This window comes from Weizmannia sp. FSL W8-0401 (assembly GCF_038009125.1).
In the GTDB taxonomy this organism is placed as follows: domain Bacteria; phylum Bacillota; class Bacilli; order Bacillales; family Bacillaceae_C; genus Weizmannia; species Weizmannia coagulans.
In genome coordinates this window covers 259,336-272,701 of the sequence record NZ_JBBPAG010000001.1, presented here as the reverse complement: position 1 = coordinate 272,701, position 13,366 = coordinate 259,336, and the positions used below count along the sequence as shown (strand labels likewise).

Annotated in this window: 12 protein-coding genes and 1 riboswitch; of the genes, 4 read left to right on the top strand and 8 right to left on the bottom strand. The window is 47.6% G+C overall.

Annotation, left to right across the window (positions count from 1 at the left end):
- Positions 1-70: 70 nt before the first annotated feature.
- The 3 genes from NSU00_RS01380 to NSU00_RS01370 are packed head-to-tail and all read right to left on the bottom strand — an operon-like array spanning position 71 to position 3,763.
- A complete protein-coding gene (locus NSU00_RS01380) occupies positions 71-1,114 on the bottom strand; it encodes a ribonucleotide-diphosphate reductase subunit beta (RefSeq protein WP_029142232.1) in 1,044 nt (347 codons plus the stop codon).
- Positions 1,059-1,541: a flavodoxin gene (locus tag NSU00_RS01375; RefSeq protein WP_019721070.1), complete on the bottom strand. Its 483-nt coding sequence runs from the start codon at positions 1,539-1,541 to the stop codon at positions 1,059-1,061. Before NSU00_RS01375 ends, NSU00_RS01380 begins: the two co-directional genes overlap by 56 nt.
- Positions 1,526-3,763 carry a ribonucleoside-diphosphate reductase subunit alpha gene (locus NSU00_RS01370; protein WP_061574562.1) on the bottom strand — a complete coding sequence of 746 codons (2,238 nt, stop codon included), beginning with the start codon at positions 3,761-3,763 and terminating at the stop codon, positions 1,526-1,528. Before NSU00_RS01370 ends, NSU00_RS01375 begins: the two co-directional genes overlap by 16 nt.
- A gap of 126 nt (positions 3,764-3,889) precedes the next feature.
- A riboswitch (cobalamin riboswitch) is annotated at positions 3,890-4,086 on the bottom strand.
- 371 nt (positions 4,087-4,457) lie between these two features.
- Here NSU00_RS01370 and NSU00_RS01365 point away from each other — a divergent pair.
- The gene (locus tag NSU00_RS01365; RefSeq protein WP_265114521.1) at positions 4,458-4,811 is read left to right on the top strand and encodes a hypothetical protein; all 354 of its coding nucleotides are present in this window, start codon (positions 4,458-4,460) and stop codon (positions 4,809-4,811) included.
- Between the two features lie 162 nt (positions 4,812-4,973).
- Here NSU00_RS01365 and NSU00_RS01360 read toward each other — a convergent pair whose 3' ends face one another.
- A complete protein-coding gene (locus tag NSU00_RS01360) occupies positions 4,974-5,195 on the bottom strand; it encodes a heavy-metal-associated domain-containing protein (protein ID WP_017553182.1) in 222 nt (73 codons plus the stop codon).
- A 412-nt stretch (positions 5,196-5,607) separates the two neighbouring features.
- On the opposite strand from NSU00_RS01360, the gene NSU00_RS01355 reads away from it, so the two are divergent.
- Complete coding sequence (locus tag NSU00_RS01355) at positions 5,608-6,831, top strand: IS110 family transposase (RefSeq protein ID WP_340703252.1); 1,224 nt, start codon at positions 5,608-5,610, stop codon at positions 6,829-6,831.
- Positions 6,832-6,995: 164 nt separating this feature from the next.
- On the opposite strand, the gene NSU00_RS01350 is transcribed toward NSU00_RS01355, so the two are convergent.
- On the bottom strand, positions 6,996-8,939 hold the full coding sequence (locus NSU00_RS01350) for a heavy metal translocating P-type ATPase (protein ID WP_340703251.1): 1,944 nt from the start codon (positions 8,937-8,939) through the stop codon (positions 6,996-6,998).
- 205 nt (positions 8,940-9,144) lie between these two features.
- A complete protein-coding gene (locus NSU00_RS01345; RefSeq protein ID WP_340703250.1) occupies positions 9,145-9,897 on the bottom strand; it encodes a Crp/Fnr family transcriptional regulator in 753 nt (250 codons plus the stop codon).
- A gap of 135 nt (positions 9,898-10,032) precedes the next feature.
- Between NSU00_RS01345 and NSU00_RS01340 the strand changes: the two genes are divergently transcribed.
- Positions 10,033-10,140 carry an ATP-binding protein gene (locus NSU00_RS01340; RefSeq protein ID WP_302466540.1) on the top strand — a complete coding sequence of 36 codons (108 nt, stop codon included), beginning with the start codon at positions 10,033-10,035 and terminating at the stop codon, positions 10,138-10,140.
- Positions 10,141-10,153: 13 nt separating this feature from the next.
- On the opposite strand, the gene uvrC is transcribed toward NSU00_RS01340, so the two are convergent.
- Positions 10,154-11,239 carry an excinuclease ABC subunit UvrC gene (uvrC, locus tag NSU00_RS01335; protein ID WP_340703249.1) on the bottom strand — a complete coding sequence of 362 codons (1,086 nt, stop codon included), beginning with the start codon at positions 11,237-11,239 and terminating at the stop codon, positions 10,154-10,156.
- A gap of 2 nt (positions 11,240-11,241) precedes the next feature.
- Positions 11,242-11,697, bottom strand: a complete 456-nt coding sequence (locus NSU00_RS01330; protein ID WP_340703248.1) for a flavodoxin — start codon at positions 11,695-11,697, stop codon at positions 11,242-11,244.
- A gap of 743 nt (positions 11,698-12,440) precedes the next feature.
- On the opposite strand from NSU00_RS01330, the gene gnd reads away from it, so the two are divergent.
- Complete coding sequence (gene gnd / locus NSU00_RS01325; protein ID WP_118499530.1) at positions 12,441-13,349, top strand: phosphogluconate dehydrogenase (NAD(+)-dependent, decarboxylating); 909 nt, start codon at positions 12,441-12,443, stop codon at positions 13,347-13,349.
- Positions 13,350-13,366 lie beyond the last annotated feature (17 nt).

Genomic DNA, 13,366 nt, shown 5'->3' with positions numbered 1-13,366 from the left:
ATGTTCTATCCCGAAAATATACGCCGGCTCTGGTGCCGCGTTCACTGCAGCATGGGCGTCTAAAGGCAGATTACAGCTCGTCAAATCCGTTCAAATCGCTCACTTTCGTATAAGAACGGGACTTTTGTTCAAAGAAGTCCGTTTTCGTTGCGTCGAAATTATCTGCATAGGCGCGGATCCATTTCATCGGATTTTCAACATGTTCCGGGTACAGCTCGCTTAATCCGATCATGCGCAGCATTTTATTGGCACGGTATTTGATAAAACCGGCCATTTCCTCAAGATCGATCCCTTCCACGCCCCGGAGCACGTATTCCGACCACTCGGTTTCCAAGTCAACGGACTCGCGGAACCGGGCATATACCCAATCGGAAAAGGCCGGCGTGTTCAATTCCGGATGTTCGGAAAGCACCGCGCGGATCAGTTCCGAAATAAAGCGCCCGTGCTCCAGCTCATCGCGGTTAATATAACTGATCATCGTCGATGTGCCGACCATTTTGTTCTGCCGCGCCAGATTATAAAAGAAAGCAAAACCGGAATAAAAGAACAACCCTTCCAGCAATGTCGAATACACGAGCGTTTTTACAATGTCTTCCACATCCGGCTGCCGGGCAAACGCATTGTATTGCTCCATCAGCTTTTCATTCCGCTTTAGTAGTACCGGATCTTTCCGCCCGATTTCAAATGCTTCATTTTGTTTATCAAGGGACACGACGGACGATAAAATATAAGAATAACTCTCATTGTGGACAGCTTCCTGCTGGGCAATCACCGCCAAAATCGATTGGACGGACGGATCAGTCGCATACAGCGAAGCAAGCAAAATCGTCCTCGTTTGTGACGAATCGAGCGTTGCCAGCAGGCTGATGATTTTCAAAAACGTTTCCTGCTCTTTTTCCGATAACAGCGGGAATTGTTTCACATCTGTCGACATATTCACTTCATCCGACTGCCAGTAATTCCCCAACAACCGTTTATACGTTTTGTACCAGTGCGGATAAGCAAGATCATTCCAGTTTAAAATCCCGCTTGACTTCCCTCCGAATAAGGCAGTCGCTTTATTCGGGTGAACCGGATCCAACGTTTTCGCTTTTTCCAGCAAAGCGTTTGACATCTTCCAGCACTCCTTCTATCCATTTTTCCACTTCTTTTTCCTGGCTTCCCCTCGGAGACTGTTCAATTTTCAACGGTTCCCACGGACTGTTGTAAAATTTTGCAAGTTTGCGGGCGGCTAGGCAGAATAAATCATCACCGCCAAACTGCGTATCCCCCGTTCCGAACACAGCGACATTGGGAGGTTTCCAGCCAATTTCCAGCACAAAATCCTTCACTTCTTCAGGCGTGGCTCCCCGTTCCCATGTGAATGTCCCGACCAGGATCAAATCATAGTCGTGCGGCGAAAACGGCGGGGAAATGCCAATGGCGTGCATGTCCACCGCAATCCCGCGCGCCCTGCACCAGAATGCCAGCAGCTCCGCCGTTTCTTTTGTATTGCCGCTGTAGGACAAGTATGCAATCAGCACTTTCAACTTTGGCACCACTCGCATTCTTCCACTTCACTGGAGGTCGAGCGCACATAATAGGTCGTTTTCAAGCCGGACTTCCAAGCCTGCAAATGGAGATCAAGCAATACTTGCGCGCGGATATTATACGGCACATAGAAATTGAAAGAGATGCTCTGGTCAATATGTTTTTGCCTTGCCGCATTCTGCCGGACGGACCATCTTTGGTCAAGTTTATAAGCCGAACGGCGGTAAATATTGTACGTCCGATGGTTTAAATCAGGCGCTGTCACCGGAAATTTGTAATCCTTTTTTTCTTCCATATAATAAGGCTGGAAAACCGGGTCGATGCTTGCTGTCGAGCCGGCAATAATCGAAGTGGTCGCATTCGGCGCAACCGCCATTAAATACCCGTTCCGCAAGCCGTATTGTTTCACTTCTTCAGCAAGCGCTAACCAGCGTTCGCTCGTGTAGCCTTTGCCGGTAAAATAAGCGCCGGTGCTCCACTTGCTGCCTGGAAATGCCGGATAGCTGCCCTTTTCCCTGGCTAATTCCATGCTGCTTTTAATCGCATAGTAGGCAATGTTTTCATACAGTTTATCCGCATATTCGACGGCTGCTTCCGTTTCCCATTCAATTCCTTCAAGTGCCAGCAAATGATGCCAGCCAAACGTGCCAAGCCCGACCGCACGGTACTTCTTATTCGTAATTTGCACTTGTTTAATAGGTAACGTATTGACATCTATCACATGGTCGAGCATGCGGACCTGAATGCGGATAAGCCGTTCGAGCACCCCGTCCGGGACGGCTTTCCCAAGATTGATGGAACTCAAGTTGCAAACGACATAATCCCCGGAACGGTATTTCTTTACGATCATATTTTCTTCTTCGATCCATTCTTCAATCAGCTCAGTCGGGGACTGGTTCTGGGCAATTTCTGTGCATAAATTGGAACAGTAAATGATCCCTTTGTGGCTGTTCGGGTTTTGCCGGTTCACTTCATCGCGGTAAAACATAAACGGCGCTCCTGTTTCAAGCTGCGATCTCATGATGCGCTTCATAATCTCGATTGCCGGTACTTTCCTTTTTGAGCGGAGACCGGCATGAATGCACGCCTCATATTTTTCACGCCAGCTCCCTTTTCCCTTCTCTTCATCGTAAAAATCTTCAAGGGCAAACCCCATGACTTCTTTTACTTCATGCGGATCAAACAAATACCAGTCCCCGCGGTTTTCCACCTGTTCCATAAAATAATCCGGGATGCACACGCCCGTATAAATATCGCGCGCACGGAGCCGGTCATCGCCGTTATTTAACTTCAAATCGAGAAAATCTTCGATGTCGCGGTGCCAAACATCGAGGTAGACGGTAATGGCGCCTTTTCTTGTCCCGAGCTGGTCCACGCTCACCGCCGTATTGTTCAGTTGTTTGATCCACGGCACCACGCCGCTCGACATGCCCGGGAAACCTTTAATCGCGCTTCCCCGCCCACGGATTTTTCCCATATACACGCCGATCCCGCCGCCGTTTTTCGAAAGCTGGGCGATGTCGGTATTGCTGTCATAGATTGATTGCAGGCTGTCACTTACTGTATCAATGAAACAGCTCGACAGCTGGCCGTGCGTTTTGCCCGCATTCGCAAGCGTCGGGGTTGCGACCGTCATGTACAGATTGCTGAGCGCCCAGTACGCTTCCTTCACATGCTCCATGCGGGTTTCCTGCTGCTCATCCTGCATCAGGTACATCGCAATCACCATCCAGCGCTCCTGCGGCAGTTCATAGACATGCTTGTCAAAATCGCTTGCCAGATAACGGGTTACGAGCGTATAGAGGCCGGGATACGTAAAAAGCAAATCCTTCTCCGGGTCGATTATGCGGCCGAGCGTTTCGATTTCCTGCTTTGTATATTTGTCAAGCAGTTTTGGAGAATAAATGCCCTTTTCTGCCAGCTGCCTGAGCAAATCATAGAAAGGCCCGTACTTGAGGGCTGGATCATAATGCCGGTTTTTGGCGGCTTCGGCATAAAGCTTATGTAAGTAAATTCTTGCTGCAAAGAATGTCCAGGCCGCACCTGCTTCATCGATATTTTCAAGGGCATGTTTAATAAGCAGATCTGTTTTTTCCGCCAAAGTGGCGTCCGGGTCCCATAATTTTAAAATCTTTTCCTTATAAGCGCCGGTCTCAATGTCCAGGCCTGCGGACATTTGATCAATGAGCTGCAAAATCATTTCTTTTGATTCCAGTTGAATAGAAGTTGCCATGTTTTCCCCTCCCTTTTTTGAACGCAAAAAAGCCGTTCATTTCAGGGGGATGAACGGCAAAAACGGCAGAAAAACAGCATCCGTGATCATCTGTTCCGCCGTTTCCCGTTCCCGCACCCCGAAGAATAGAAACTTCAAGTATTGGCAGGTCTCCTGGCTTGTGTTTCATTCTAATGAAGCCCTTCCCATACCGCCGCCAAAAAAAAGCAGCCGGTACAGTGGTTCGCTCTTTCGTCCACACTGACAGTTGCGGGGGCAGCTCCGGTTTCCCACCGGATTCCCTTTTCAGGCATTTCAAAGCCACCAATACTCGCATACTATATTTAGTATTTTTTTGTTTAAGAATTTCTATATGTTGTTATCCTACCATATTCGACAAAAGATATCAATCCTCAGTTGCGTTGAATATGTGCCAAGTTTGTCCGTAAAAAGATGCCGGATACGGGCCAGCCTTCTTCGCCTTTTTTCTGAGCCATAGAATAGATGGCCCCCCGATATTTTCACAGTCCGTTATCCATTTTAGACGATTAAGGTGGCAGGTACAATACATCGGTTTGAATTTATCAGCTATCCCGGCAAACTTTGAATATCCCCCATAAATGGCAGTGGCTATAGGGGCTTGCACTAACAACTCAGCAGCCAATAAAACCAGCAAACATCCAAAAAAAGTACACATGGACGGGACTTTTCCAATATGGATAACCCTGAAGAAACTGTTGGAGACGCTGATTATGTATTTTTAGCACGTGTTGATGAGAAAACCGGGACTGAGTACAAAAATACAACACAAATTGAAACAGAAGATGGTACAAAAGAAATCTCCACACCCTATACCAATTACAAAGTGACAGTATTAGAAAATATGAAAGGAGAATTGGAGACTAACACATCTATTCCCGTTCAAAAAGCCGGCGGAATCTCAGAAGACGGAAGTTCTATTGTAACATTTGATGAAGATAATCTGCCTGCAGCCGGCCAATCTTATGTATTCTTAGCAATGCACAAGAAGATGGTTCTTTACTTGTTTCAGGCCCGAATTCAAACATAAAGGTTATACGTCCTGAATGGCGAAGAAAACTATATCCTGAAAGACATTGCAAAAAATGCCGGTGTGGTTCAATCACAGTTATTACCAGGATTTCAAGTTGCAGCAGATAAGCTTTTTTCATAAAAAGGTTGGGGCCAGCAACCGGCCTCAACCTTTTCACCTTTAATTCGTCTTTACTGCTTGAACTTGATAGCCTGTTTTTTCAACGATTTCTTTCAACTCATCTGTTGAAACCTTTGCCTCGTCGAAATCTACTTTTGCCTTGCTGGCGTTGAAAAGTACTTTCACATTTTCCACGCCTTCCACTTTGTCCAGCGCGCCTTCTATTTTTTTCATACAAGACGGACAGGTTAACGTTTCTAATTGCATCACGGCTTTTTTCATTCCGTTTCCCTCCTCGTATAATAAGTTTAAATCCAAAGTGGATGTCAATTTCCAGTTCATTCTGCTGCTCATTGACAAGTGAATATAAGATTTTGTATTCCGGGCGAGCCCGGAATACAAGTTCGGACTTGGACGCTTCGCGATGTTCCCGGATAATGGTCTTAGGATCGTTTGGGTCAATGCTTCCCCTCCTTGTAGCCTGACTACTCGAAAAGTCTGCATCCCCAGGTTCTTGCTTGAACGTCTAACCCGTAGGCCGTTCCTCCGGATCTCCGTGCTGGAAATGAGCAGTTCCAGGCAGCCCACGGCCCGGATGAGTTCTCATACGCGAGGCTGACAGATCGGCAAGCCATCTGGGGATATCCCGAAGCGTCCGATTCCATCGATCCCAATACAGAGAGGAGGAAATCATATGCCCTTATTTGTCGGTATTGACGTGAGCTCCAAAAACCTCGATGCCTGCCTGATGGATGGAATGGGGGAAACGTTGGCCACCCAAACGGTGACAAACAATCTTCCCGGTGCCTCTGAGTTAAGAGACACCATCCTCCAACATGCGGAGGCGGATGACACCATCCAGATCGCCATGGAGGCCACATCTGTGTATAGTTGGCACCCGGCAATGTTTTTCCATGAAGATCCCGAGCTGAAACAGCGTCGTACAAAGGTGTTTACCCTGAATCCGAAGCTGGTGAGAAATTTCAAAAAGGCTTATGCCGAGATGGACAAGACCGATCCCAAAGATGCCTGGGTAATTGCGGACCGCTTGCGTTTCGGGAGATTGCCGAAATCCGTGATTCAGTCAGAACAATACCTTGCCCTTCAACGGTTAACACGGATGCGCTATCACCTGATTCAAAGTTTAACCCGGGAACAACAGGTATTTTTGAATCATCTGTTTTTCAAATTCAGTGCCTTTAACCTTGAAGTGGATACACCGGTCTTCGGTCATGCCATAACGGAATTTTTGCTTGAGGCCTATAGCCTCGATGAAATTGCCCAAATGCCTCTGGAGGACTTAGCGATGTATCTCCAGACCAAAGGCCATGGCCGCTTTAGCGATCCCGAGGATTTGGCCGCATCCATCCAAAAAGCTGCCCGGTCCTCTTACCGGCTTTCTAAATGTGTGGAGGATTCGATTGACTTGGTCCTGGGCAGTTCTATTGAGATCATCCGGCATCTTAAACGCCAAATCAAGGATTTGGATAAGGCGATTGCCCGCGTTCTTGATGGAATCCCGAATACCCTCCAGACCATTCCGGGAATAGGCCCGGTGAGCTGTGCTGGGATTCTCGCTGAAATCGGCGACATTGAGCGCTTTGACGACCAAGCCGCGATCGCAAAATTTGCCGGATTGTTCTGGCCCCGCCACCAATCGGGTGATTTTGAGGCTGATGACAAAATGCTTGCGCGTACAGGCAATCGTTATCTCCGGTATTACCTGGTTGAGGCTGCCAATCTGGTCCGGCGACACGAACCTGAGTACCGCGCCTTTTACCAAAAGAAATATCGTGAGGTGCATAAGCACTCACACAAACGCGCCCTCGTCTTAACGGCAAGAAAACTGGTGCGCCTGATCGATGCGCTGCTCCGCAACGATCAAATTTATGCGCCGAAAAAGAAGGTGACGCGATGAGGTAACCAGGTAACCATCATCGATAGCCTGAACTTGAAAACTTCCAGATTATTCCAATTATCTGGAGGCTTAGTTCAGTATTGCCATTTTTACGACATAGAGCCAACAAAATTTCCAATTCACTTGTTTTTAACCCTTGACATCACACCGTAGGACTTTTGTTTTTATTTTACATGCCGCACCGGTTTCCGTAATTGATCTCCATCAAGTTCGCCCATTTTGCTGATCTTGAACTTCTGCCGTCCGCCTTTTGGTGCAAACCCGATCAACCGCATCGCATTGAGAATAACAGCTAAAACGCTGCCTTCATGGACAAACATGCCGGCTGCAAGGTCTACCTGCCCCCGGAGAACCCCAACAAGCAAAAATACGACGACCGAAAGTGCCACTGCTATATTCTGTTTCATATTCCGCATCGTTTTTTTCGAAAGGGCAAAGGCATGGGCATATTGGGAAAGCTTGTCTGCCATCAAAACGATATCAGCCGTTTCGATAGAGATATCCGTTCCGCCTTTCCCCATGGCAAGCCCGATATCTGCAGTTGCAATCGCAGGGGCATCATTCATGCCGTCTCCTGCCATCGCCACAACCGCTCCTCCCTCTTTCAGTTTCTTCACATACTCCACTTTTTCATCCGGAAGCAGCTCTGCATAAAAGGCATCAATGCCCAATTGGCTGGCGACGGCCCGGGCGGTATGGCGGTTATCGCCCGTTAACATGACGATCCTTTTGATCCCGGCAGCACGCATATCCTCCAAGGCAGCCCGGGCATCTTCACGGATTTGGTCGGCGATGGACAGAATGGCTTCTAACTTTCCATTGGCTGCAATAAAAATAGCCGTATTCCCCATTTTTTCACGATCGGTTGCGTAACTGCCCGCTGATGGAGAAATAGCGATGCCTTGTGCGTCCATCCATTTGCGGTTCCCCGCTGTAACGGCGATGCCGTCAATGGTTGCCGCAATTCCTTTCCCTTTTATCGCTTCGCCTTCCTGCAAGTGGTACCGGTTAAACGGGATGCCTCTTGCTTCAGCTTCTTTCACAATCGTTTGGCCAAGCGGGTGTTCAGAGACGGTTTCCGCCTTGGCTACAAGCCCGAGCACTTCCTCTTCGCGCCTTTTGCCAAACAGGTGCACATCCGTGACTTCCGGCTTTCCTTTTGTCAGCGTGCCGGTTTTATCAAATACGAGCGTATCCACTTTTGCGAGTTTTTCCATCACATCGCCGCCTTTGATCAGCGCACCGTGTTTCGCGCCGTTTCCAATCCCCGCTACATTTGACACGGGAGCGCCAATCACAAGCGCACCCGGGCAGGCAATGACCAGGAAGGTAATCGCTTTGTGAAAATCACGGGTAAAAACAAACACAGCAAGTGCAAGGATGACAATCGCCGGTGTGTAATAGTTGGCAAACCGGTCGAGAAAACGTTCGGTTTTTGATTTTGCATCCTGGGCTTCTTCCACCAGTTCAATCATCTTTGCAAACGTTGTGTCATCCCCGACTTTTTCAGCGATCATTTCGATATAGCCGGTATCCAAAATCGAGCCGCTAAAAACAGGATCGTTTTCTTTTTTCATGACGGGGGCCGGTTCCCCGGTAACCGCTGATTCATTCACGAATGCCCGGCCCTTTGCAATGGTCCCGTCAACCGGTATTTTGCCGCCCGGGAGGACTACCAGCTTGTTCCCCGCCCGGACGCGATCTGCAGCCGTTTTTTTGCGGGTTCCGTCTTCTTGAAGCAAGATCGCTTCCTGCGGGGCCATATCCGCCAATTGCTTTAAAGATGAACGGGTTTTTTTTAATGTCCTGGCTTCTAAATAATCGCCGAACAGAAACAGGAAAGTGACAGCTGCGGATTCCATATATTCGTGGATCAGGAAGGCGCCTGCAACCGCCACCGTAACGAGCAACTCAATACTGAACGTTTTCATCCTGGCCGCTTGCCAGGCTTTGATGGCGATGGGAAGGACAGCAGCAACGGTTGCCGCCATCAAAAAACCACCCCTCCAGGCGTAAAAGCCCAACCATTTCATCAATAAACCAAGAACGATCAAAACGCCGGCGATCCATGCCAGATGATACTTATGTTGATGGATTTGTTCTAACATTGGGACTCCCCCTCACCTGTTATACGATTATTTTAAAAGAGCCCGTTGCTTTCATCATTGACCCTTGTCAAGATTTTTTAATTTAAAAATACACCGCAGGACGGGTCCATTGAAAAAATGCGCAAGCAAAATTTTGCACACACAAAAAGCGGCGGGCCGCCATTATAGTGGTTTCCCGCCGCTTGTTTATTTTGTTCGGTGCTTTTTAATGGTGCCCGCCGGCTGATGTTGCCTCATCTGCATACAATAACAGCCCGTCCAAATCAGGAATTTTGATTTTCTTATTTGGCAACTGCTCTATTAATCCCTGTTTTTCCAGGTTTGTAAACTTTCGGCTGATGGTTTCGGGGGTTGTTCCCAGATAAGAAGCCAAATCTTTTTTAGACATTGGCAAGGCAATCACCGTATCATCCGCGCCGCTTTGTTCCACACAACTGGCTAAAAAGGAGATGATTCTGGATTCCACGTTTTCGACCGCTACCCGGGCCGTTTGTTTTTCCGATTCTTCCAAACGCTTCGTGATTTCCGTTAAAATTTTTAAAGCGATTTGGGGATATGCCAGCAAATAGGCTTGAAGGTCCTTCTGTTTCATCCTGCAGATGGTCGAATCCTGCAGGGCCTCTGCGTAATTCTCATGAATTTCCCCCGGTTGAAAAACAGCCAGCTCGCCGGTAAAATCACCCGGGTTTAATATGCGGACAAGCTGCTCCTTTCCCGAATCAGCCAACCGGTAAATCCTCACTTTTCCGGTATGGATAATATACAGCGTATCATCTCTTTCCCCTGCCCGGAAAAGCATTTCCCCTTTTTGTAATGCCAGCGTTTCAACAGACGCCCCGATTTTCGCCATCTGTTCTTCTTCCAGATGGTTGAAAATCGGCACGAGCCGTATGCATCCCGCATGGCTGTTACAACCATGCCCGGGATGGGAACCATGGATATGATGACGGCACTCCATATGACGAGCCCCCCTAAAAAAGGATTTGATTTTGCCCAAGCGCTATGTTCATTGGATGATGGCTTAGCTTCTCATGCCATTTTACCCGGAAAACGCTTTACAGACAAATTGCCCCGGATGCGGTATAGATGATGTGTGGCGATCACAAAACAGCTCGTGGAACTTCACGGGGGCTCTATCAATGTAAAAAGCGAACCTGGCAAAGGCACTGCAGTACGCATTCTTTTGCCGATATTGCCGTGAAATATGCGGCAGTCTACACCGTTTCAAGCTCCATTAACGAGACCTTTTCTTCCAGCGCAATGCGCGCATTTTTAGTTGCCAGCTGCACCATTTCTTTTTTCTGCCCGCGTTTCGGCTGCACGATACGGGCGGAAATGCACATTTCGGCCGCTTCCTTCCCAACTGCTGCCGGAAGGAGTATTTCCTTTGGCAACGCATTGCCCCCATTGCCATAAAAAAGCTGTAAAAAGCCAAGAAATGCCCTTCCCGGCTCCTTGCTTCCGATCGGCCTGAACATAACCTCCCTCTCCATAATCCTGCCATCACGCATATAAAAAACATGGACGCACATCAAGCCGCCTTGCACAGCAAAGCCGAATATATCCCGGCTTACAGGGTCGTTTAGCACGATATTTTGATGTTCCATGGTCACTTCAATTTGCATCATTTGTTCCTTCAGTTGTTCCGCTTTTTCAAAATCAAGCTGAGTTGCTGCCTGGTTCATTTCTTTTTTCATGTCTTTTAAAACTTCCCGGTAACCGCCGTGGAAAAAACGGACAATTTTGCGGATTTGTTCCTTGTATTCTTCTTCACCCACTTCCCTTGCACAGGTGCCAATGCACAGCCCAAGCTGGTAATACAGGCAGGGGCGGGTGCTTGATTCCGGACAACGCCTGAGCGGATAAAGCCTGTCCAGTACTTTTTTTGTCTCCGCTGCCGCCCGGGCATTCGGAAACGGGCCGAAATATTTCCCTTTATCACGGCCTGCTTCGCGCGTTAAAATGAGCTGAGGGTGCCGTTCATCCGTAATTTTGATAAAGGGGTAGCTTTTATCATCTTTTAGCATAATATTGTATTTCGGCCGGTACTGCTTAATCAGATTCATTTCCAGCACCAAAGCCTCCTTGTTGGTCGCTGTGACGATCCACTCCAGATCAGAAATCTCTCCGGCAAGCTGGGTTGTTTTTTCATCATGGGAACCAGTAAAGTAAGAGCGTACCCGGTTTTTCAGCTTTTTTGCCTTTCCAACATAAATGATTTCCCCTTCCCGGCTTTTCATCAAATAGCACCCCGGCTCTTCCGGCAAAAGGGAAAGCTTGTGCAGGATAACGGTATTCATTTCTACACCAGTCCCAACTCGCGGCAGCGCAAATCAAGTTTCCGGGCAAAATCTTTGCAGGCGGTTTCGATTTCCTCATCCGGGACGACATCTACTTTTAACCCGTCCAACAGCAGCTCGCACCCCTGCTTTTTCAATGCTTCCTCCATCGTATCCACCGCGGTGGCGAAATGCTCGTAAAACGAGTCGCCGGCGCCAAACACCGCCCCTTTTTTGCCGGTTAAATCGACACCCGGTAGCTCCTCATAAAAATCGATCATCTCATCCCAAAGATCACCCTCATCCCAGGTATTTGCGCCGATCAAAATCAGATCATAACCGGCAAGCTCGTGCGGCGATGTATTGGTTGACTCTGCTATATCAACGGCATAACCCGCTTCTGTCAGGGCTGCCGCAATTTGTTCTGCCATAAATTCCGTTGTACCTGTCATGGTTGAATACACAATGATCGTTTTCATCTTTTTTCACTCCGATCCGTTAATATCCCCTCTCTTTATTCTATCTCAATTGTGAAAATCTGCATTTGATCTGCATCAAGTTTTAGTTACGGCCCAGTCTAAAAATTCCCATGCCGGATCGGCGGCACTTCTCTCTTGGACAATGAAAGATTTGAAAGCAAAAACATTTTACTTTTCTGCAAAAAAAAGGGCATTTTTTAAAGGGATTTTCTTATTGTTTGCATAATAAATATGGATGAACCGGTGAAAATGCGATGAAAAAGATGGACGGGCGAATGTGTGGATCAGTAAAAAGTGTTCATAATAAGGGGACTGAACCATGAAAAGAAGCACAAAAATTACTTTATTTTCAATTATAGGAATAATACTATTCCTCTGGGTTATTGGCATATTAAGCTTCTACTTAAGATGAGAACAGATAAGAAAGAATCAAAGAATAGAAGCTTCAAACAGCTTAAAAACCTTCCTTTTTACCTCTAAGCCGTTTGAGGCTTCTTCCTGGTATACCCTCTTTGGATATCTGATCCGGTTTAGATACCGCCCATGCCGGATCGGCGTGCACATCTATGCAGATAAGTGGAAAAAATAGGAATACATTCTCTTCCTTGACAACCCCTGTTCGATCAACTATGATGGATTTGAAAACGAAAACATTTTACTTTTTCACAAAAAAGAAAGCGCTCACGATTCAACTTGTCGACAAGTATACTAATCTTACAATCTTATGAAGAGGAGGATCTCTTATGGAAATCGGGATCGTTGGACTTGGAAAAATGGGTATGAATTTATCACTCAACATGCTGGACCACCAAGTGGATGTAAAGGCGTATGACACATCCAAGGATGCGGCCGCACAATTGTCATCCCTTGATCCGCGGGCAAAGTGCTTTCCTTCATTGGAAGCGCTGGTCCAAAATCTTGAAGCCCCGAGAAAAATTTGGGTGATGGTGCCGTCCGGGGAACCGACAAACGAAACCATTAACAGGCTTAGCAGTTTGCTCAGCGCCGGCGATATTGTCATAGACGGCGGCAACTCTCATTATACCGATTCACGCAGGCATTATACGTCGCTTCAAAACAAAGGCATTCATTTTCTTGATGTCGGCACGTCCGGCGGAATCAGCGGAGCCCGGCATGGCGCCTGCCTGATGATCGGGGGAGACAAGCCGGTATTTGATCAGTTGGAGCCCCTTTTTGAAAAAATTTCGGAAAAAGATGGATATTTATACACCGGAAAACCGGGAAGCGGCCATTTCCTCAAAATGGTGCATAACGGCATTGAATACGGCATGATGGAAGCATTGGCTGAAGGGTTTGAAATTCTTGAAAAAAGCCCGTATGACTACGACAACCAGGCTGTTGCAAAGGTATGGAACCACGGATCCGTCATTCGCAGCTGGCTTGTTGAACTATTGGAAGATGCATTTTCGAAGGACGCCCATCTCGACGAAATCAGCGGGGTCATGGCATCGTCCGGTGAAGGCAAATGGACGGTTGAAACCGCACTTGATTTACAAGCATCCATACCGGTTATTGCCTTATCCTTAATGAACCGGTACCGTTCCCTTGAAAAAGATACTTTTACCGGCAAAGTGGTTGCCGCACTCCGGAATGAATTTGGCGGGCATGCAGTGACCCGGTCCGGCCAGTAAGCTGCCTGAAATGGAGA

Bases quoted from the DNA above. Each gene is read 5' to 3' on its own strand.
- NSU00_RS01350 (WP_340703251.1), bottom strand. From the start codon at position 8,939: ATGTTAGAACAAATCCATCAACATAAGTATCATCTGGCATGGATCGCC.
- uvrC (WP_340703249.1), bottom strand. From the start codon at position 11,239: ATGAATACCGTTATCCTGCACAAGCTTTCCCTTTTGCCGGAAGAGCCG.
- NSU00_RS01365 (WP_265114521.1), top strand. From the start codon at position 4,458: ATGGATAACCCTGAAGAAACTGTTGGAGACGCTGATTATGTATTTTTA.
- NSU00_RS01370 (WP_061574562.1), bottom strand. From the start codon at position 3,763: ATGGCAACTTCTATTCAACTGGAATCAAAAGAAATGATTTTGCAGCTC.
- gnd (WP_118499530.1), top strand. From the start codon at position 12,441: ATGGAAATCGGGATCGTTGGACTTGGAAAAATGGGTATGAATTTATCA.
- NSU00_RS01355 (WP_340703252.1), top strand. From the start codon at position 5,608: ATGCCCTTATTTGTCGGTATTGACGTGAGCTCCAAAAACCTCGATGCC.
- NSU00_RS01345 (WP_340703250.1), bottom strand. From the start codon at position 9,897: ATGGAGTGCCGTCATCATATCCATGGTTCCCATCCCGGGCATGGTTGT.
- NSU00_RS01330 (WP_340703248.1), bottom strand. From the start codon at position 11,697: ATGAAAACGATCATTGTGTATTCAACCATGACAGGTACAACGGAATTT.
- NSU00_RS01360 (WP_017553182.1), bottom strand. From the start codon at position 5,195: ATGAAAAAAGCCGTGATGCAATTAGAAACGTTAACCTGTCCGTCTTGT.
- NSU00_RS01380 (WP_029142232.1), bottom strand. From the start codon at position 1,114: ATGTCAAACGCTTTGCTGGAAAAAGCGAAAACGTTGGATCCGGTTCAC.